Origin of the sequence: Wolbachia endosymbiont (group A) of Melitta haemorrhoidalis (assembly GCF_964273365.1) — a bacterium.
Lineage (GTDB): Bacteria > Pseudomonadota > Alphaproteobacteria > Rickettsiales > Anaplasmataceae > Wolbachia > Wolbachia pipientis.
The window spans coordinates 590,902-612,974 of sequence record NZ_OZ187004.1; the positions used below are offsets into that span (position 1 = coordinate 590,902).

Genomic DNA, 22,073 nt, shown 5'->3' on the forward strand with positions numbered 1-22,073 from the left:
AAGAAGTTTATATCTCTATATCTTAATATAAATATTTATTTAAATTTTTAAAATTTCTATTTTAACGAGAATTCTATATATTATATTTATAATATAATTTAAATATTTGTTGCTTTTTAGCTGGAACATTATTTAGTTAGTAAGTAAAATTGTGTTGAATATGACAAAAATAAAAAAAGATGTTGCTGTTATTATGGGAAGTGAGTCAGATTACACCACTATGGTCCATACTGTTGAGATGTTAAAAGCATTAGAAGTTTCACATGATATATTCATAATATCTGCACATAGAACACCAGAAAGGCTCTTCAATTTTGCTAAATCTGCACAAGAAGAAGGTTTTAAGGTTATTATAGCTGGTGCAGGAGGTGCAGCTCATTTACCTGGTATGGTTGCGTCACTAACTTGTTTACCAGTTATCGGCGTTCCTGTGCATAGTAAACAATTAAATGGGCTGGACAGTCTACTCTCTATAGTTCAAATGCCAAAGGGTGTTCCAGTTGCAACCATGTCTATAGGAGAAAATGGAGCATATAATGCTGCCATTACTGCCATATCTATATTGTCAATTTCCAACAGTGAAATTGCAGGTAGGTTAAAAAAGTGGAGAGAGAAACAGACCAAAGAAGTAAAAGAAAAACCAGTTTCATAATAAATCTATGGCAATAACTCTTTTAGACACAAAAACCATAAACCGTATAGCAGCGGGGGAGGTGATAGAAAGGCCAGCAAGTGTAGTAAAGGAATTAGTGGAAAATGCAATAGATGCTGGAAGTTTAGAAATAGAGATCAAAATAGAAAGTGGTGGGCGTAACCTTATTATTGTGACAGATGATGGTAACGGAGTAGAAAAAAACGATTTAGAACTTGCGTTTATGCGCCATGCTACTTCAAAATTGAGCGATAGTGAATTAATAGAAATCAAGCATCTTGGCTTTAGAGGAGAAGCTCTGCCTTCAATAGCAGCAGTAAGTAGGATAAAATTATCGTCTAAGGCAAGAGAAGCAAATGAAGCATGGTCTATAAGTTATGAGGGTGGAGAGAAAATAGGGGAGCTAACTCCTTACCCTTTATCACAAGGGACACATATTGAAGTACGAGATTTGTTTTTCGCTACTCCAAATAGACTAAAATTTCTAAAAACCGAAAGAGCAGAAACTCAAAGCATTGTTGATATTGTAAACAACCTAGCAATGATTAACTATCATATAGGGTTTACTCTCACTTCAGGTAATAAAAAGCTCTTAAAATGCGCTAAGCAGACTTCGTTATTTCATAGATTGTGTGAAGTAGAAGAAGAATTTCAGGGCAATTCTTTGGAGATCAATGAAGAAGAAGACGACATTAAACTTACGGGACACATCTGTAAGCCGACCGTCAATCGTGGTAAGTCCACTCAGATCTATACGTTTGTTAATGGAAGGCCAATTAAAGATAATTTACTTATTGGCGCAGTTAGGTATGCATATCATGATTTTATTCCAAGCGATAGGTATCCTTTTGCAGCGTTACATTTAGAGATACCTTATGATCAAGTAGATGTAAATGTGCATCCAAATAAGTCAGAAGTAAGGTTTCAGAATAAGAAGCTCATATATGAGATAATGACAAGAGGATTAATTAAAGCATTGTCAAGAAGGATAGGCACTTTTCCAGCGCATGACCAGAAAATGGATTCAACATTGCCGGATCCTTTTGATAAACCTAATGTTCAAAAAGAATTTTATGAAAAAAGACCAAGTCCTTTTAAAAATCAACTAATAAAAGAATTTGCTTCTCCAAATGAAAAAGCAAAAGGCTTATCAGAACAGTCAAAATCGTTTGATTATACCGGCATACAGAAATTTCCATCACAAGCGGAGACTATGGTTCTGGAAAAAAAGGTGTTAGAGCAAGTTGATTTGATAGAGAGCCACCCGCTCGGGTTTGCACGCTGTCAGGTCTATAATACTTATATTATTGCAGAGGTAAGGGACAAATTGATTATAGTCGATCAGCATGCAGCCCATGAAAGACTAGTATATGAATGCTTAAAACAAAAATCAAGTGTAAAAAGACAAAAACTACTTCTTCCTGAAACGGTTGAAATCAAAAATCAAGCCGGAATGGAGATGATTGAAGTTTATAAAGATAAGTTATTTGAAATGGGTTTTGATATTGAAATCAAATCAGAGAATAAAGTGATAGTAAAAGAAATCCCTGCAATCTTGGGCACAATAGATGTGAAAGAGATGCTAATTAATATAGTCGATAGATTAACGGAAATAGAAGATACATTGCCAGTAGAAGATAAAGTGAACAAAATATTGGCCACTATCGCTTGTCATGGATCAATTAGAGCGGGTAGAAAAATGAGGTTAGATGAAATGAATGAGCTGCTGAGACAAATGGAAAAAACCCCATATTCCGGGCAATGCAACCACGGAAGACCAACTTATATAGAAATGAAACTCAGTGATATTGAAAAACTTTTTGAGCGCAGGTAATGAGGTTGCCATAAATATGTAAGTGCTCCTTTCTCGTCATCCAAGTAGCTCATAGAAACGAAAAAACTTCCTTGACAAACTCCGTCAGCCCCTTTATCATGAAACTGAAGCTATTTATTTATCTTCGCAATCTGTGCAGGTTAATGACAAAAAACTTAGGGTATTTGGCGTCTCATGTTTAATTTTTCGCACTACGTGCATCGCATGTCTTTAAAAATTTCTGGGTTTTTACCTATATAAGCCGAAACGCGCTTACAAAGCGTTTAAGACAGCAAAAAACGTCAAATTGACAAGGGAGAATTTGAATACTAGCTACCCTAGGGTTTCTTTGCCTTTTTTCCTGCTTGGTAAATTTCTTAAACACTTGCGGTGTAGGTTAGTTGCAAGTTAAAAGCAGCTAAATCGCTCTTAATCAAGCGTTTTAGAATAAAAAAAACGCCGATATTTTAGTACATGGTAAATAGCCAACCACCACGGGGCTTCTTTTGCCTTTTTTTTCGCTTAGTAAATTTCTTAATGTTTATAGCTAAACGACAACCGTCATCCCGCTACGTGTTAGCGGGATCTATGTTAAGGTATGACAGTTAAGTAGGGGATCTATGTTAAGAGATACCGCGAATGAATCGCGGTATGACGGTTCGCGGCGGCATAGTAATTCGTCATCCCGCTACGTGTTAGCGGGATCTCTTGTTAGCGCCGCGGCGGTATGACGTCTCGCTTGCAACCTATAGCTTTGTCATTCCAGTGCTCCTTTTTTTGTCATCCCAGTGCCTTGACTATTTGGATCCAGAAAACTTAGCTTCGAGTCAAGTAGGCTGCAAATAAAAACTGGATTCCAGCGTCACGCGCTGGAATGACACCCTGACAATCGTCATCCCGCTACGTGTTAGCGGGATCTATGTTAAGAGATACCGCGGCGGTATGACGTATAGAAACTAAAAAAGTTCTTTTTTAAAAAACTTAAGTTATACTTATAAGTATTTGATACTTTTTATAGTGATTATGTCGAGTTTAAGCTGCCTTTATGGTGATAATGCAGAATTTGTGGAAGAAATGTATAGCCGTTATTTGCAGGGTGATAAATCAATCGGGGAGGATTGGTATAGAATTTTTTCAAGCAATTTAGAAGTTAATAAAGCGGAGACCTGCGGTGCACAACATGTAACTAAGGTGGATGATTCAGTTTCTAGTTTAGCAAATTTTTTCAGATCTTACGGTCATTTTTTTGCGGATCTTAATCCGTTATTACCCAATGTGAATAAGGAAGTAGATTATCAGAAATATTCGAATCTATATCCGGCAAGTGACGCTGGAATCTATAGAGATATTTACTGCAAGAACATCGGTTTTGAATTTATGCATATCTCCTCTTATGAGGAGAGGATGTGGCTGCAGGAAAAGATCGAAAATCAAACCTATACGCTGAGTTCACAAGATAAAAAGGAAATACTGAGGCACTTGATCGAATCTGAGATGTTCGAGCAATTTCTCCATATGAAATTTCCTGGATATAAACGCTTTTCTGTTGAAGGTGGAGAATCAGCTATCGTTGCAATTGAAAAAATCATTAGTGATTCTACGGTTTTTGGTATTGAAGAAATAGTCCTTGGCATGGCTCACCGCGGACGACTCAATGTTCTAACCAAAGTGATGGGGAAAGAATATGCGGCAATGCTGTCTGAATTTCAAGGCAATCTTGCATACCCAAGTGGTCTTGAGGTGTCCGGTGATGTTAAATATCACCTTGGTTACTCTTCTGATCGAGCACTTTCAGGTGGCAAAAAAATACATTTAAGTTTATGCCCTAATCCATCTCACCTTGAAGCGGTAAATCCGGTTTTGGCTGGAAGAATAAGAGCAAAACAGAATATAAGATCTGTGCTTGGCATATCAATTCATGGTGATGCGGCTTTCATCGGTCAAGGAGTGGTTGCTGAAACTTTAACCTTAAGCAATATTGAAGGCTATAAAGTGGATGGCATTGTGCACATTGTCATTAATAACCAAGTTGGTTTTACTGCTAACCCATGTTGCGCACGATCCTCTTTTTATTGCACTGATATAGCAAAATCAATAGAAGCTCCAGTGTTTCACGTCAATGGAGATAACCCGGAAGCTGTGAGTTTTGCTACAAGTCTGGCGATGGAATATAGGCAGAAATTTAAAAAGGACGTAGTAATTGACATAATGTGCTACCGCAAATATGGCCATAATGAAGGTGATGAACCGAATTTCACTCAGCCACTTATGTATAAGGCGATATCAAAGCATAAAACTCCTGGAACATTGTATGAAGAAAAATTGACTGCAGAGAAAGTATTAGATGGCGATGAAGTAAATAAATTGCGCAGTGAATTCAGGGCAAAATTAGATAAAAGTCTTGCTGAATCAGCGGCTTACACTCCAAAAAAAGCTGACTGGTTCGGTGGAGTGTGGTCAAAATTAAGAAGAGCAAAGCTGAACGATTTGAGCGAATACTACACGGATTCTGGTGTTCCGCCAGATGAGCTGAAAAAATTAGGTGTGCGTATAAATAGCAATATCCCAAGTAACTTTAACATTAACAATAAGGTTAGAAAAATACTCGATGGCAGAATAGACAGCATAAATTTTGGTAGTAATATAGACTGGGCAACTGCCGAAAGTCTTGCGTTTGCATCACTGCTCACAGAAAGAATAGGAGTGCGTTTATCAGGACAAGACTCTGGTCGTGGGACTTTCTCGCACCGTCATTCAAGGCTTGTTGATCAGGTAACAGAAGAAGCATTTATTCCGCTAAACAATATAAATGAAAAGCAAGCTCACTTTGAGGTCATAGATAGCGCACTATCTGAGTATGCTGTAATGGGCTTTGAATATGGATATAGTCTTGATTCTCCGTATTCACTGGTGCTCTGGGAAGGACAATTTGGTGATTTTGCAAACGGTGCGCAAATTATGATCGACCAGTTTATCGCATCTGCAGAAACAAAGTGGTTGCGATCAAGCGGTCTAGTTTTATTGCTGCCTCATGGTTATGAAGGACAGGGACCTGAGCATAGCTCCGCACGTATAGAGAGATTTTTGCAACTCTGCGCAGAGGATAATATGCAGGTAGTTAATTGTTCCACTCCGGCGAATTACTTCCATGTCTTACGCAGACAAATGCATAGAGACTTTCGTAAGCCTCTGGTAGTGTTTACACCTAAATCGCTACTGCGCCACAAAAGAGCAGTATCTAACCTATCTGACTTTGAAGGAAAATTCCTCACAGTAATTCCAGAATGTAGAACAGGTTTAGTTTCGAATGATAAAATACGTAAAGTTGTAATATGCAGTGGTAAAGTTTATTACGACATATGTGAAGCACAAAAAATAAACGATATAGCAGTAATACGTTTGGAGCAATTCTATCCTTTTCCTGCAGATAAACTAAGTAATGAACTTGAAAAGTACAAAAACGCTGAAATTATATGGTGTCAAGAAGAACCAAAAAATATGGGAGGATGGTTTTTTGTCAACCCATTGATAGAAGAAGTGTTATCTAATCTCGATATCCAAGCAAAAAGACCTAAGTGTATCGCAAGACCTGCTGCTGCATCTCCTGCATGTGGTTATGTTAGTGTTCACACTCAGCAGCAGGAGGAGATTTTAAAGCAGGTTATGCAGGGGATCTAGCACAATTGTGCAAATATTGAAGCGAAAGCTGGCAAGCGAACATTGTTCATCAGATCTTGACGCTGGGCACTGCAGCCAGGCGCAATAGAAAACGCATTACACCAATAAAGCCCTTTTGGTACTCAAGCAAATATAAAAGATTTTTATTCTATTAAAAAAAATTTAATTTTTATTAAAATTTTCATTTATTTTTATTTAAAAAGTAAACATTATTAATATTTACTTTAATTAATATAGGATATATATGAATACAAAAATATTTGAGATGTTAATAAGGAGAACTGGTCTACGCAGAGATAGCAAAGCTGAGATCATACAGTTAAATAGAAATGAAAAAGCTTTCATAGATGAGGATAAAGAATCTATCGAATTAGCTGAGGCCATTTTTGAAGAGAATAATATGTTTCATTTCCGCAAACCAGGTCCTGCTATGGATTACATTTTGCACAAATTAATAAATGATAGGAAGCTTTTCGAGGAAATGAAAGATAGAGGTACAAGTATAATACGTCTTTTTTCTTTGTTATCAATGTATCATGGTCTTCCCAAGTGCTGTGTTGTGAGAAGAAGAGGGCGTATTACTGAGTGTGGAATATTTGCTTATGCTGACAACTGTTTAGAACTAGTACCTTTAGAGGACTTTATACTTATTGAGCCTTCCTCGTACCTCGAGTACATTGTGTTTGACAATGAGAATATCAGAAATAGGTTAGCTGAAGACTTAACTGAAGATAAAACAAAATTAGATATCTTTTTGAATGGAATTTTAGCAACAAAGAATTCGGATTTAGTATTATCTTGTATTAACAAGATAGAGGTTCTTAATGAGGGAGATAGATATTTTGTTAATCTCTTACAGAAAAACGGCATGCTAGACTACATCTTAAACAAAGATGATACAACACTTGCAAAATCAACTCTAAAGGAGTTGTTGAAGCTTTCTATTTTGCAGGAAGAAAAAAGCACTGAGTTAGAATCTCCCCAAGCTTCAAGTGTAAATGTTAGCAAAGCTCAGCAACATTGTAGTATATAGCTGGTGATAAAGTTTAAAATAATTGCATATACTAAGGCTCATTTAAATATAGAGCCTCAGAACCTGTCTTGAAAGGAGTTAAGCAGCTAATTTAGTAAGCATAGAAGTAATCATATTAAATAAGATATTGTTTTTTGAAGTAAGAGGAGAATGCTCGTAATCCTTGCTCATGCGTCTAAAATTGGAAAGCCAAGCAAAGGTTCGTTCTACAATCCAACGTTTAGGAATAACCTGAAATCCTGTATCAACCAATTTCTTGGTAATCATTAGCAAACATCCAGTTTCCAACAAACATCGATTTTGTAATTTACCTTTGTATCCTTGATCAGCAAAAAACTTACGTAATGTTGGAGCTTTGCATTTAGCTTGAATAAAAAGATTGGTAGCACCATCACGATCCTGAATGCTTGCGCTGTGTACCTCTGCAGTAATTACAAGACCTAGTGTATCTACAATAATATGGCGTTTTCTACCCTTTATTTTTTTACCGGCATCATATCCTCTTGATCCCCTTTTTGAGTCGTTTTCACTGATTGACTGTCAATTATACCTACTGAAGGTGTTTCATTTTTACCAACCATTTTTCTTACCTCTTTTACTAGCATGTCATGTATTTTTTTCAATTTTCCATTATTACGCCACCTGATAAAATAGTCATACACCGTTTTCCATGGGGGAAAATCCTTTGGTAGCATTCTCCACTGGCAACCACCCCTCATTATATACCTTATTGCATTAATAATTGTTCTGATGTTATGTTTTCTTGGTCGTCCTATCGCTCCTTGTGCAACATAGGGCTCTAAAATTTCCCATTCCTTGTCACTTATATCACTTGGATACAATTTACCCTCCTATTTTTTGCTTACCTCATCATACTCTTTTCTTTATTCCCTTTCAAGACAGGTTCTCAGTGGTGCTTAATTTTTTCAATTGATGGTGACTAGTAGCCCTACTATGATGTGGATCTATGCTCGCTTATAACTAAAATTTCACTTCCACCAAGGGGATATTATTCCAGCTATTGCTTCCATAGTCATCAATAGAAGCGTTTAAGCAATCTGTATCAAAGCGCACGGGCACATCAAATTCAAAGCTCGCAGTGATTATCACATCTTTTACTGGTGGCTTCATAAATGTTATTTCTCCAGTTGAATAATTTACTGAATATTCACTCTCTTCTTTACCATTTAAATAAATCTTTACTGTCCCATGTACTGGCTTTTTGATCATACGTATATGCTTATCTTCCCCACTTACATAAGTTTTGATTAGCTGAAAAGTCGTTTTTTTGTTATCTCCTATACCAATCTCTTGATTAATGGCTATAAAATCCGACCAATCCTTAAAACGAAACCCTATTGCTTTACCTTTTCGTGCATGAAAAAATGTTATTAGTTCTAGTAGTTGCTCGTTTGATCTGACCCCGTAAGCTATGTTGTATCTAGTGCGTGCATGAGACCAATTGATGTTGCGCTGTTCACAACCATTGTGAGTTGTTACAACGTCAGTAGAAAATTCCGGTCCTCCAGTGGAACCATAAGATATATTTTCTGGAAATCTAATTTCTGTGAATGACATATACCCTCCTGTGAAAGTAAAATAGTTTGGTTGAAGAAAATGTTGTAATTTGAAAGCGTTTCACATAGTAAATGACGCTATGGAAAGTGGATGAGACTACTGAGTTAAACTGCTGTCACACCCACAGTTACTATACTCAGGTTCATTTGAGTTGTCAAGCAAAAAAATAAAATTTTATGGCAAATTGAAACTAGCCTTGCTTGTGACTTAATTCATCTACTTTTTTGCGTAATACATTCAAATCAGTTGCTCCTACAAACAGGCTATCTCCAATTATTAAAAAAGGTGTACCACCTACTCCCAAATCTCTTACTAGAAGCCTACTGTTGTTTATCATTTGCTCAATTTTGTCCGCGTTATCTTTTATGGAATCATTAAAATCGTCCTCATCAATCCCTATGTTTTTCACTATATCCAATATGCTTTCGTCTGAAAATTCTCCTTTGTGACTTAAAGCAGCATGGTGAAAATCGAAATATTTTTCTTTATCGAGAAAATAGACAGCTAAAGCACTTTTTGCTGCCTTTAAAGAAGCGTTACCAAGTATTGGAGCATCCCTAAAGATATACTTAATTTTGCCGTCGTTAATTAACTGCTTTATATCATTCTTTATAGCTTTGCAATGTCCACAAGAATAGTCAAGGAAGCCTACAGCTATAACACTACTATTTTCATTTCCGGAGTAAGGATAAGTAAGGTCAAATATTTGATCCTTGTATTGTGAAATTTTACTTTTGGTTACATTATCTCGAGCAGCGTAACTACTTTTAATCGACTCCTCTTTGAGAGTTTTTACGATCTTATCAAAATTTCTGCTTATATAATTATCTAATTTCTCACCTATATAATCATCGTTTAGCATTTGGCTGCGATTTGAAAGCCAATTGTTTATTATCGGCAAGCTTGCTATTGCTATTATTAAAATTAATAAAAACGATATTCTAGACATACAATTTATTTAAAAACCTACAACATAAAACTTTTAGTACACATTTATCTGTATATTAAAAGAAGCATCTAATGTTAATATATAAAAACATTTATATCAAGTGTATTTTATAGTCAGTTTTGCCTCGAATACAAACTTTACGTACAATGATTAGGTATATTGTCACAAAGTTCATCAGAAGACTTGATAATGTAGGTGACCAAACTACCCCCAGAATAGCCAATTATGAGATGCTCTATCTTTTACCGCCACGCTGTAAATACGGCGGTAAAACAAAGTTGATAATTTTATTCCGCTGTGTATAATTTTCCGTGGAATAAACATATGAGTGAACCAATAATTGGCAGAGAAAAAGAAATAGCTATTCTACAAGACAAACTTCTTTCTCAATCAGCCGAATTTATTGCTGTTTATGGTCGGCGTCGTGTAAATGTTGTATTATCTGCATTTTATCAGCATAATATAGAAGTAATGTAATGCAGATATTATGCCGATGCCAAATTATACGATTACTTCTAAAATTGCTAATTGCCTTATGAAGATTGAAGCAGCAAAAGAAAAAGTGTTACATTTGCCACTCACTGTATCGATGCTCTCGTCCCTTCGTGAAACTGCACGGCTTTATACCACACACTATTCTACTATGATTGAAGGAAATCGACTTGAACCTAAACAGATTGAAGAGGTTTTAAGTGGTAAAAGCCACTTTCCAAAATATAGGAGAGATGAAAATGAGGTTAAAGGATATTATGCAGCTTTAACTCAAGTTGAACAATGGGCAGCAAGGAGAATACCCATTACTGAGAAAGCTGTTCAAACACTACATGCTCTAGTAATAGCAAGTGGAAAATCTAAAATAAAATCAACACCTTATCGTGATGGTCAAAATGTTATCCGCGATAGTCTTACACGTGCAATAATTTATATGCCACCTGAAGCAAAGGATGTACCAAAGCTCATGAGCAGTATGATTGATTGGATTCGTAACAGTGAGCAAGTGCCTTGCCCAATTATTGCAGGTATTGCGCATTATCAATTTGTAACAATTCACCCTTACTATGACGGTAATGGTCGTACTGCAAGATTGTTGACTACATTAATTTTACACCTTGGTGGGTATGACCTAAAAGGACTTTATTCATTGGAAGAATATTATGCTAAGAATCTAGGAGCGTATTATGAAGCAATCAGTATAGGTCCATCGCACAACTATTACATGGGACGAGCTGAAGCAGATATTACTAAGTGGGTGGAGTATTTCGTAGAAGGTATGGCAAATTCATTTGAGAACGTTTTACAACGTATAAATAAAGAAGAATACCACGCTGATCAGACTGATCTTATACGTAAGCTTGATCCTAAACAACGCAAAGCTCTTGAGCTCTTCCAGGAGTTTTCCGCTATTACAGCTAGTCAGGTTGGCGAACTATTTAATTTTAAGCCTCGTACCAGTGCGCAACTTTGTAAAAAGTGGGTGGAAATGGGGTTTATCAAGATTGTAGATTTTTCCAATAGAGGAAGGAAATACAAACTTAGTAAGCAATATGAAGATTTGATCTCAAATTAACTGAAAGCTCGCTAGACAGTGCATAGATCAAATTTCAATAAAGTGCTTGAAAACTAGATATAAACTTAAAATTTTAAAAACTGGAATATGTACAACAACTTACGCGACTTCATCAAAGCCTTAGAAGAAAAAAAAGATCTGATTAGGATTAAGGAGGAAGTTTCAACAGTTCTTGAAATGACAGAAATTCACCGTAGGGTTTTGTCAAACAAAGGGCCAGCGATCATTTTTGAAAATGTTGTCACAGAAAATGGTAAAAATTCGATTCCTGTTTTGGTGAATTTATTTGGTACTATTAAGAGGATTGCATTGGGGTTGAACATAAACCCTGATGAACTAAGAGATCTTGGTAAACTTTTAGCATTTTTGCAATCACCTGAGCCGCCAAAAAACTTTAAGGATGCTATAAAAATGTTTCCTTTGTTGAAAGTTGTGTTATCGATGCGAAGTAAAATAGTGAGCAAGGCTCCATGTCAAGAGGTAGTGCTAACCGGAGATGAAGTGGACCTAAGTCTACTGCCCATTCAAACATGCTGGCCAAATGAACCTGCACCACTTATCACCTGGCCAATTGTGGTAACGAAAGGACCCACGAAAGAAAAGCAAGATAATTTTAATCTTGGAATATATCGTATGCAGGTTATAGATAAAAAAACAACACTAATGCGTTGGCTTGCACACAGGGGTGGCGCAACTCACCATAAGCGTTGGAAGGAAGAAGGCAGAAATATGAAATTTCCTGCTGCTGCTGTGATCGGTAGTGATCCTGCAACGATTATTGCTGCGGTAACTTCAGTGCCAGAAACATTGTCAGAATACCAATTTGCTGGACTGCTGCGAAAGAAGCCGCTTGAACTTGTAAATTGTAAGACTATTCCACTTCAAGTGCCAGCTCACGCGGAAATCGTTCTGGAAGGCTATGTGAGTTTGGATAGATATCAAGATGAGGGACCATATGGAGACCACACTGGCTACTATAATTCTGTTGAGCAATTTCCAGAATTTAATATTACTGCAATTACTATGCGTAAAAACCCGATATATCTTAGCACTTTCACTGGCAAGCCACCTGATGAACCATCGATTCTTGGTGAAGCACTCAATGAAATTTTTGTGCCCATTCTTATCAATCAATTTCCAGAGATAGTGGACTTTTATCTGCCACCGGAAGGTTGCTCATATAGAATAGCGATAGTGTCGATAAAAAAATCCTATCCAGGGCAGGCAAAAAGAATTGTTATGGGCATACTTTCTTTTCTAAAGCAGTTTTTATACACGAAGTTTATTATCGTTGTTGATAATGATATAAATGTACGTGATTGGAAGGAAGTAATGTGGGCAATGTCAACGAGGATGGACCCTGTGCGTGATACAATCATGATAGAAAGTGTACCTATTGATTATTTAGACTTTGCTTCCCCTGAAAGTGGACTTGGAGGTAAAATGGGATTTGATGCGACAAATAAAATCCCGCCTGAAACCAAACGAGAGTGGGGAAAGAAAATTGAGATGAGTGAGGAAATAGTAAGGAAAGTCGCGGAGAAGTGGGAGGAATATATGGACTAGACTTCTTGCATAAAAGCAGAAAAAAGTTTGGCGTTTTTTATAATGCCGTAATTAGCATTAACTGATAATTGTGCGTCACAGTGCCCTTTTTTTGTCATCCTATAGCTATACCGCCGCGGTATCTCTTAGCCGCTAACAAGTAGTGGGATGACGAGCTTATCGTCATCCTGCCGCGAACCGTCATACCGCGATTCATTCGCGGTATCTCAGCCGCTAACAAGCAGCGGGATACTTAGGGATGACGGTTGTTGTTTAGCTGTAAATATTAAGAAATTTACCAAATGAAAAAAAAGGCAAAAGAAGCCCTGGGGTTATTATCCGCTTTAAAATATTGGCGTTTTTTATGTTTTAAACGCTTGACAAGCGAGATTCAGCCGCTTTTAATTGCAACTAACTTACGCTGCAAATGTTTAAGAAATTTACTAAGCAGAAAAAAAGACAAAGAATCCCCGAGTTAGCTAGTCTTTTACTATCTCTGTCGAGTATTGGCATTTTTTGATGTCTTGTAACGCTTTATAAGCGCGTTCAGCTTATTTAGATAAAAATCTAGATGTAGATGAAGTTTTGTAAAGACATACAGTATCTATATACTGCAAAAAATTGAACATAAGACGCCGATACATTAAGTAATCCTTACCTTTTAATCTGCAGATTGGCGAAAGCAAATACAATAGCTTCAGTTTCATGATAAGAGGGCTGGCGAAGGGTGTCAAGCAATTTTCGTTTCTGCGAGTACCTGAGTTTATTGACTTCATTAGAGCCAAAACTCTTGAGACCTAGGTGATAATTCTATCTAAAAGGATGCCAAAAAAGAGAAGCAACCCTACGTAGGAATTATTTTTAAATATGGACATGCATTGACTGGGATCGTCAGGATTGAAATTTTTGTATTGGCGGTGAAATATGAACCCTACAGCAAGTAGAGCAATATAAAAAATGTTATTTAATGATGATAAGATACCAGCATATAGCCACGTCATAAGAGATATTAAATAAAATCTTTTCAACCAAGATTTTGTTGTATCACCAAAATATAATGCGGTAGATTTCATCCCGAGTTTTTCATCATCTTTTTTATCTTGATGGGCGTATATGGTGTCATAGCTAAGTGTCCAGAAGACGCATCCTATATAAAACAGCAAGGATTCTATACTGATCTGGTTTGTTATTGCTGCTGAGCCCATGAGCGATCCCATATTGAAGGTAAACCCTAAGAACAATTGTGGCCACCAAACATACCGCTTTAATAAAGGGTAAGTAGCTATCATACACATTGAGATTATTCCAAGTATGAGTGTAGTTTTATTAGTTAATAATAAGATTACCAGGGCAATAGACAGTAACAGTGAAAGTAAAGCTAAAGCCTGCTTTATGTTTAATGCACCACTTGCAAGTGGCCTATATTTTGTTCGTTCAACGTGCGCATCTATTTTTCTATCGAAGATATCATTGATTATGCACCCTGCGGGTCTCATTAAAAATGCACCTATAGTAAACAAAACAAGGAGAAAAAGAACCTGATACGATAGAGAAGTTGAGGCTAAAAGAATACCGCTCAAACTGGGAAATAGCACAAGCCACAAACCCGTTAAACTGTGCAACCTCATTAATGAAAAGTAACGATTGAAATGCATTAATTAAGTGTGATTATGTAATATTTTGCTTACATTAACAAAATTATCGAACGCTAAGTCAGGCTTGAAAACTAGTTCAGGTATAAATCGCAAATCAACATAACACAATATAGATTTACGTATTGACCATGCAGACTGGTTCATTTCATTAACAACAGTGTTAATATCACAATTATTCTCAGAAGGATCTCCAGTGCGTCTTTTTTCTGGATCTAAGTAGTCAGCTACTTGAATATTCAATGAAGATAACACAATATATACATCTGCTTTTTTCAAATCTTTACTTAATTTTACGTCAGATACCGCTACATTTTTATTGAACACCTTACCTTCCATTAGAACTCTTGATATTGCTCTATGCAATACCGATGCTATCTTTAGGTTTCTAATTTCCTTTTTCATATCCAGCTACTATAACACCCTTTCTTCTTGCACTAATTGATAAGCTTCCAAAATATCTCCAACTTTAATATCGACATTACCCTCTAGTGATACTCCGCATTCAAAGTTTACACCTACTTCTTTAACATCATCTTTAAATCTACGTAGTGCTTTTAACTTTCCTTCATGCACCAATTTGCCACCACGCATTACCTTAATTAAAGAATCTTTTCTTATGACTCCATCACTTACGTAACATCCAATGATATTACCAGCTTTAGATACATTAAATATTTGCCTTACAGATGCAGAACCAACACGAACCTCTCGTGTAACAGGCTTTAACATTTTAGTTAAATACATTCTCATGTCGTCAATGAGCTCGTATATTATGTTATAAGTATGTATTTCTATACCTTTTTGTTTTGCCAAGTCCCTTATTTTTGAGTCCACTTTTACATTAAAAGCTAAAATTACTGCACTTGATGCTTCTGCAAGCAGCACATCTGAATCTGTTATCCCTCCTACTGCTTTGTGTAGGATATTTAATTTCACTTGGTCTTTACCGAGTTTATCAATTGAACTTGATATTGCTTCAATAGAACCAGTTACATCGCACTTTAAAACTACAGATAGTTCTTCTGTTTCGCTGTTATTACGACTGAATATATCTAAATTATTGTCGCCCAAATCTTCTTTCTTTTTCTTGATCAACTCTAGCCTGTATTCAACAATTTCACGCGCCTGCTTTTCAGAATTTACAACAACAAATTTATCTCCAGCATTTGGTACACCATTTAGACCAGTAATTTCAATTGGAGCGGAGGGTAGTGCTGCTTTTTCTCTTTGACCAAGGTGATTAACCATACTACGTACTTTACTGTATGTTGTACCAACTACCAATATATCACCAACCTTTAACGTTCCTTCCTCAACTATCAATGTAGCTGATATTCCTTTCGCTTTATCTATTTTGGATTCTATTACCCATCCAAGTGCTCGACAATCTTCTATTGCTTCTAGCTTCATTAATTCAGCGATTAACAAAATCGTCTCTTCTAGTTTATCTAAATTAGTTTTCTTTTTTGCTGATACTGGCACAATCATAACATCACCACCAAGCCCTTCAGGGATGAGATCATATTGAGGCAAACTATTAATTATTTTTTCTACATCACCAGGCTCAGATTTATCAATTTTATTAATAGCAACTATAATAGAAACATTTGCTGCTTTTGCATGATTTATTGCTTCAACTGTTTGTTTCATGATTCCATCGTCAGCTGCAACTACTATTACAACTATATTAGTAATATTGGCACCACGTGCACGCATCGCAGTGAACGCTTCATGTCCTGGTGTATCAATAAAGGTAATTTTTTGCTTATCTTTTGTCGTTATTTGATAAGCACCTATGTGTTGAGTTATGCCACCTGACTCTCTTTCTGCAACATTAGATTCACGAAATGCATCGAGCAATGAGGTTTTACCATGATCGACGTGTCCCATAAAAGTGACGATTGGTGGTTTAGGTTTTTTAGGCAGGCTTTCTCTGCCTTCTATAAAAAATAAATCTTTTTCTCTGTTGGTATCGCTCACTCGTTTAGCCGTATGATTAAATTTTTCCACTATTTCACATGCTATATCTGGATCCACCAGATCATCTACTCTATAACTCTCACCGACTTCTTCTTTGAACATTTTTAGCACACTCTTGCTATCTTCTGCCATACGAATAGATAACTCCCTGATAGTTATTTTGTCTGGTACAATAACTTCTCTTGATATATTTTTACCCTTAGTAAACTTTGACTTTCTACCTCTTATACCAAACCTTTGCTTAAATACAGGGGGTTGTTCAGTTTTTTCATCTATTGCCTGTGCAATTACCAGTTTAGAATGCTTAGAATATATATCTTTGTTGACTTTAAAAGACTTTTTATCGTTGTCCTCATGGTCAATACTATCTTCTTTTGGTTCAACTAAGTGGGTATTACTTAAAACTTGCTTATTTATTTCCTTAGATAAAGCGTCCGCTTCATTTTTCTCGTCAATCTCTTTATTGCTGTCTTCTTTTGCTGTTTTCTCTTTTTCTTCTCTCTGATTTCTTTCTTTCAGCAAAGCAGCATTCTGCACAGCATTAATGCGAAAAATTTGTTCTTTCTCTGTTAAAGAACATAATTTACTCTCGTCAAATAAATTATGTTCTTCTGCATCATGAGATTTTTTTCTTCTTTTTTTTACTACTGTAGCTCCAGTACTTGGGCTAGCTGAAGAGTTTAAATTGAGGTCTAATTTAAGCTTGCTTAAACCTTGGAGCGTTAATTTTTTATCACTGATATCTTCATTATTCATATTATTTTATTATATTAATCCAAGCTTTTTACGTGCTTCTATGATTATTGAATCTACTGTATCTTTTAGATCTTCTTTGCTATCGGATGAGGAAGAGAGTATGCTGCAAAACTCATAACTTGATAAATCTGCTATGTCCTCTAAAGTCTTAATATCATGCTTACTAAGAGCAATTTTATTGTCTATTGATAAAGTTAAATTGATTACATCATCCTCCATACCTAAACTTTTTAGCTCTTCTATTTTTCTATCATTTTCTGCTTTCAGGTACTTATTTGCTCTATTGTGAAGTTCGTTTGCAATATCTTCATTAAAGCCCTCTATTGAAGCAAGCTCTTTAATTGAAGCGCTAGATATGTCTTCTACACTTGAAAAACCTTCTGTTACCAATAGCTGACCCATAATCTCTTCTAAGTTTAAAGCTTCAGCAAATAAAGCTGAACATTGACTAAGTTCTTTACTTCGCCTTTCTGATTCTTGCTGAGTGCTTAATATCTCAATTTTCCATCCAACAAGCTCTGAAGCTAATCTTACATTCTGGCCCTTTTTTCCTATCGCTAAACTCAATTGATCTTCAGCAACTATTAACTCTATGCAATTTTCATTTTCATCAATAATAACCTTCGATACTTCTGCAGGAGTAATGGCTTTAATAACGAATTGACCCAAATCTGAGGAGTAATTTATAACGTCAATTTTTTCACCATTTAATTCGTGTATAATAGTTTTTATTCTATCTCCCTTAACTCCAACACAAGCACCTACTGGATCAATGTTCTTGTCGGGAGAGAAAACGGCAACCTTAGACCTTGAACCAGCATCTCTAGCTATACCTTTAATTGTCACTAATCCGTCAGCAATTTCTGGTATTTCTTGATTTAATAATGCCTCCAAAAAGCCTTCATGAGTCCTAGAAAGAATAATTTGACGTCCATCATCAGAGCGCTTAACAGTCTGTATGTAAGCTTTAACCTTATCACCTTCACGAAATGATTCACCACCAGTTAAATTTCGCAATGGAAGATATGCCCTAGTGCCATTTATGTCTATAATAAGATCTGAATATTCTACTTGTTTAACAATACCATACCTTATTTCTCCCACTTTATCTTTAAACTCCTCATATTGCTTTTTTGACTCTTCATCTTTAATTACTTGAGCAATCTTTTGCTGGGCAATTCTTGCTGAAGCAAGATCAGTGTTAAGAGAGAGCAATTCACTAACAGTATCTCCAACTTTTGCATCTCCTTTTATTAATTTAGCTTGTGTAAGCGTAATTGATTCACACTCAGTATTCTCTTTTTCATTTGATTCATCATCAATAACTTTTAGTTTTCTATATGAAGTAACTTTGCCTGTGTTTCTATCTATATCAACTACAATTTTACTTTTGCTACCATATTTTTGATGAGCCACTGCTTCTATAGCACTTTCTAGTGCCTTTATTACAACATCAAAATCTAAACCTTTTTGAAGTGAAAGCTCTCCTGCTGTTTTTATTACATCAAGGCTTCCAACTATGTTATTCTTGTTACTTTTCTGCTTAACACTGCTTTTACGATTAGCAATCATAATAAATAAATCCAATGTAATTAGTTATAATTATAGCTCCAACGGGCAAAGAACACTATCTTAAATGTTAAATGATTGCTAATTTAAGTCAAGTTTTTTCATGTTTTTGTATAACAAGCAACGCAGGAGTAAAGAATAAAGTTAAAACCGTTGCAGCCAATATTCCACTTGCTATGGTTGTTGAAATGTCAACCCACCACTGGCTTGATGGAGCATCATATGTGATTTGTAGCGTAAAAAAATTGATATTTAACCTGGTAATCATCGGTATTAAACCAAGAACTGTGGTTGCAACGGTAAGCAATATTGGCCTAACGCGAGAAATTGCAGCGTTTATTACACATCGCTTGATGTCATTTTTGTGTACCTTAATTTGATGATGAAAGGCATCAAGCAATAGTATGTTATTATTCACTATAATTCCTGCCAAAGCAATTATCCCCACTCCACACATAACAACTACGAAAACTTGTTGGATAAGAAAGAAAACAAAAAACACACATGTTGTGGATAAAAACACTGCTGTCATTACGATAAATGTATGGTATACATTATTAAACTGTGTCACTAATACCAATATCATTAGTGTAATCGCTAATATAAAAGCCTTTAACAAAAATGCTCCTGATTTTTGTTGATCTTCTTTGTCGCCTTTAAAATCAATTTTTACTCCCTTGTCCCAATCCTGGGCAATAGAATTCTGAATGAACTTTACTCTTTCATCAACAAGATAGCCAGTATCAACGTCAGCAGAGATTGTCACTGTGCGTAATCCATCAATCCTGTTTAGTTTGTTTACCTTTTTTTCGGGAGCATATTTTACTATGTTGCTCATAGGATACGGGCCATTAACTGTATTGATAAAAAGATTGTCTATAGTCTTCATATTGCGGTCTTTTCTGGGGAAACGGAGTACAATATCGATTTCTTCATCCGTGTTATTTGGTCTATATTTTCCAATCAATACTCCATTTGTAACCATCTTTATAAAATCGCCAATGGTTGCAACACTTACTTCAGAGCTTGTAGCCTTACTCTTATCAACACTCATATTCCACTCTATTTCAGGTGCTGATCTGCTATCTTGAATATTTATAAACCCGGATGAAGGTTGGTTCATAATTTCTAGAATTTTCTCTGCTGCTAAATTCAAACTGGATACACTTCCGCTGAGGTTAATTTGTATTGGCTTGTCAGCCGACGGTCCTGGCTTTTCCTCTTGAACATTAATTATTATTCCTTTCATGTCTTGCACACTGCTCCTTATATCATTTAGTATGTGCTTAGCTTTGCGCCTGAAGCGCCAATCCATAAGTTCTAGTTGTATTCTGGCGATAACGTTGTCTGAAAATGCTCCTGATCTAGCATAAGAAACATGAATTTCTTTTTCAATGCTCAAAATGCGTTCTTCCACTTCTTTGAGTATCAGATCTCGTTCTTTGGCTGATAAGCTTTCTTTTGCTTTAACACTGATTAAAATATTATCTGAATCCACTTTCGGAAAAAACTTTACTCCAGGACCAAAAGTAAAGTACAGCACACTAAATGAAAACAAAACGAATACAGTAGCACATACGAATTTTTTAGGATGATCCAAAACCTTCTCTAGCATGCGTACGTAAGCTCTTATTATAGGCCCAGCATTTTTTATTTCACCACTTTCTATAGCACTCATTTTTTTTATTTCTTTTTTTGAAGTTATCGAAGGCTTACCAAATATTGCACCAAGTGTTGGTATAAAAACCAAAGCCATAATGAGCGATCCAGTCAAAGTTAGGATTATTGTAATTGGTATGTACTGCATGAATTTACCAACAGTATCAGGCCAGAATAATAGAGGAAAAAACACTGCTAATTTAGTTAACGTTGATGATAGAACCGGATAAAACATATCACGAACTGAAGTGTAAAAAGCTTCTACTTTGTCCATTCCGCAGATCATCTTTCTATCGGCATATTCGCTGATCACAATTGCATCATCAACCAGCATGCCAACAGCCATAATTAAACTGAAGAGCACAACGATATTTAAGGTTATACCCATAAAGTAAAGAGCTATTATCCCAATGAGAAAGGAACCGGGTATTGAGAGTGCCACAAGAATAGCAATCCTTGTTCCCATAGAAAGCATCATTATGATCAATATTAACAACACAGCAAATATTATGCCGTTTTCCAAGTCATCAAGCACATCGCGGACGTTTTTTGACTGGTCGTTTAAGTACACCACTTTTAAATTTTCAGGTAATTGATCTTTTGCCTTATCCATTAAGTATTTTACTTGATTTACTGTGTCTATTATGTTTTTTCCGTTACGTTTTGAAATTCCTAGCACGACACTAGGTAATCCATTAATGCGAGCAAATCCTTGGTGATCCTCAAACCTAGGGTATACTTTTGCTATATCTTTGATTCTCAAAACTGCATCGCCTTGAGATCTAATAGGAATATTCATAATATCTTCTATATCTTTTAATAACCCTGATATTTTAATCGAATATTTACCGGCCAGTGACCCAGCTCCCACTAGTCTATTATTGCTTGATATAGCTTGGAATATTTCGTTTGATTGAATGTTATATTTTGTTAGAACTGTGGGCTCAACTATCACTTCCACTGTTTCTTTACGCATACCTGCCACTTCAACTTTGAGAACATTTGGCAGAGATTCTATTTCTTTCTTTAGCTTGCGTGCTATTTCAGTTAAGGCTCTTTCTGGCAAATTACCAATTAAGCCGACATTGAGTATCGGAAATAAGCTCAAGTTTATTTCATTGATTATCGGAGATTCCGCTTCAACAGGTAACTTCGATTTTATGTTTGAAAGCTTTGAACGGACATTATCGAGCACTTCTTTATTATCATACTCTGTTCCAAATTCGAGTATCATGTGAGCACCATCATTAGTTGCAAAAGCTCTCAATTCTCTTACACCTTCGATGGATCTTAGTTCATTTTCTATAGGAAGCACTAATAGCTTTTCACTATCTTGAGCAGAAATCCCAGGAAGTCCAACAAACACGCTGATTATAGGAATCTGTATACCAGGATTGCTTTCCCTTGGCATTTTTACATAAACGTATGAACCGAAGATAAAAATTACTATAAGTAATAATACCACCGCCCTGTTTCGCTCTATGAGTAAGCTCTGCATGTTGAATGTTAGCTGAATATGTGCGTTTGTACAATATTATAGTCGAGATACATTGCATATTAATTAATCCTTGTGTAGCTTTAAAACTTTACGCAAATAATTAAAATTTTTGCAAAATTGCAAGTATAAGAAAATTTCTGT

General features: G+C 35.9%; 15 protein-coding genes. 7 read left to right on the forward strand and 8 right to left on the reverse strand.

From position 1 onward, the window contains the following. The first annotated feature begins 160 nt into the window (after positions 1–160). The 4 genes from purE (at position 161) to ACICPZ_RS03100 (ending at position 7,176) form a co-directional block, all read left to right on the forward strand. Positions 161–652, forward strand: coding sequence for a 5-(carboxyamino)imidazole ribonucleotide mutase (gene purE / locus ACICPZ_RS03085; protein WP_264373647.1), 492 nt, complete (start codon positions 161–163; stop codon positions 650–652). Positions 653–659: 7 nt separating this feature from the next. Then, a complete protein-coding gene (mutL, locus tag ACICPZ_RS03090; protein ID WP_264374114.1) occupies positions 660–2,486 on the forward strand; it encodes a DNA mismatch repair endonuclease MutL in 1,827 nt (608 codons plus the stop codon). A gap of 1,002 nt (positions 2,487–3,488) precedes the next feature. Further along, positions 3,489–6,143 carry a 2-oxoglutarate dehydrogenase E1 component gene (locus ACICPZ_RS03095; protein WP_264373649.1) on the forward strand — a complete coding sequence of 885 codons (2,655 nt, stop codon included), beginning with the start codon at positions 3,489–3,491 and terminating at the stop codon, positions 6,141–6,143. Between the two features lie 244 nt (positions 6,144–6,387). Continuing rightward, positions 6,388–7,176, forward strand: coding sequence for a hypothetical protein (locus tag ACICPZ_RS03100; protein WP_264373650.1), 789 nt, complete (start codon positions 6,388–6,390; stop codon positions 7,174–7,176). Positions 7,177–7,254: 78 nt separating this feature from the next. Here the strand turns inward: ACICPZ_RS03100 and ACICPZ_RS03105 are convergent. The 3 genes from ACICPZ_RS03105 to ACICPZ_RS03115 form a co-directional block, all read right to left on the reverse strand. Further along, positions 7,255–8,018 (reverse strand): IS5 family transposase gene (locus tag ACICPZ_RS03105; protein WP_395462124.1). Its coding sequence is split into 2 segments (ribosomal slippage): positions 7,255–7,664 and positions 7,664–8,018, totalling 765 coding nucleotides; the frame shifts between segments, so codons are not numbered across the junction. Between the two features lie 139 nt (positions 8,019–8,157). Further along, positions 8,158–8,754 (reverse strand): TIGR02217 family protein, encoded by a 597-nt coding sequence (locus ACICPZ_RS03110; RefSeq protein WP_264373651.1) that lies wholly within the window; start codon positions 8,752–8,754, stop codon positions 8,158–8,160. A gap of 190 nt (positions 8,755–8,944) precedes the next feature. Next, the gene (locus ACICPZ_RS03115) at positions 8,945–9,703 is read right to left on the reverse strand and encodes a DsbA family protein (RefSeq protein ID WP_010963174.1); all 759 of its coding nucleotides are present in this window, start codon (positions 9,701–9,703) and stop codon (positions 8,945–8,947) included. Between the two features lie 324 nt (positions 9,704–10,027). Between ACICPZ_RS03115 and ACICPZ_RS03120 the strand changes: the two genes are divergently transcribed. The 3 genes from ACICPZ_RS03120 (at position 10,028) to ACICPZ_RS03130 (ending at position 12,836) form a co-directional block, all read left to right on the forward strand. Continuing rightward, positions 10,028–10,180 carry a hypothetical protein gene (locus tag ACICPZ_RS03120; protein ID WP_007548541.1) on the forward strand — a complete coding sequence of 51 codons (153 nt, stop codon included), beginning with the start codon at positions 10,028–10,030 and terminating at the stop codon, positions 10,178–10,180. A 16-nt stretch (positions 10,181–10,196) separates the two neighbouring features. Next, positions 10,197–11,270 carry a Fic family protein gene (locus ACICPZ_RS03125; RefSeq protein ID WP_264373652.1) on the forward strand — a complete coding sequence of 358 codons (1,074 nt, stop codon included), beginning with the start codon at positions 10,197–10,199 and terminating at the stop codon, positions 11,268–11,270. 87 nt (positions 11,271–11,357) lie between these two features. After that, complete coding sequence (locus tag ACICPZ_RS03130) at positions 11,358–12,836, forward strand: UbiD family decarboxylase (protein WP_264373653.1); 1,479 nt, start codon at positions 11,358–11,360, stop codon at positions 12,834–12,836. A gap of 776 nt (positions 12,837–13,612) precedes the next feature. Here ACICPZ_RS03130 and ubiA read toward each other — a convergent pair. The 5 genes from ubiA to ACICPZ_RS03155 form a co-directional block, all read right to left on the reverse strand. After that, positions 13,613–14,470, reverse strand: coding sequence for a 4-hydroxybenzoate octaprenyltransferase (ubiA, locus tag ACICPZ_RS03135; protein WP_182319897.1), 858 nt, complete (start codon positions 14,468–14,470; stop codon positions 13,613–13,615). Between the two features lie 3 nt (positions 14,471–14,473). Continuing rightward, the gene (locus tag ACICPZ_RS03140) at positions 14,474–14,872 is read right to left on the reverse strand and encodes a ribosome-binding factor A (protein ID WP_006279769.1); all 399 of its coding nucleotides are present in this window, start codon (positions 14,870–14,872) and stop codon (positions 14,474–14,476) included. Positions 14,873–14,881: 9 nt separating this feature from the next. Continuing rightward, positions 14,882–17,206: a translation initiation factor IF-2 gene (gene infB, locus ACICPZ_RS03145; RefSeq protein WP_264373654.1), complete on the reverse strand. Its 2,325-nt coding sequence runs from the start codon at positions 17,204–17,206 to the stop codon at positions 14,882–14,884. Between the two features lie 9 nt (positions 17,207–17,215). Further along, positions 17,216–18,778, reverse strand: a complete 1,563-nt coding sequence (gene nusA / locus ACICPZ_RS03150; protein WP_070357032.1) for a transcription termination factor NusA — start codon at positions 18,776–18,778, stop codon at positions 17,216–17,218. An 88-nt stretch (positions 18,779–18,866) separates the two neighbouring features. Continuing rightward, positions 18,867–21,932 carry an efflux RND transporter permease subunit gene (locus tag ACICPZ_RS03155; RefSeq protein ID WP_264373656.1) on the reverse strand — a complete coding sequence of 1,022 codons (3,066 nt, stop codon included), beginning with the start codon at positions 21,930–21,932 and terminating at the stop codon, positions 18,867–18,869. Between the last annotated feature and the right edge of the window lie 141 nt (positions 21,933–22,073).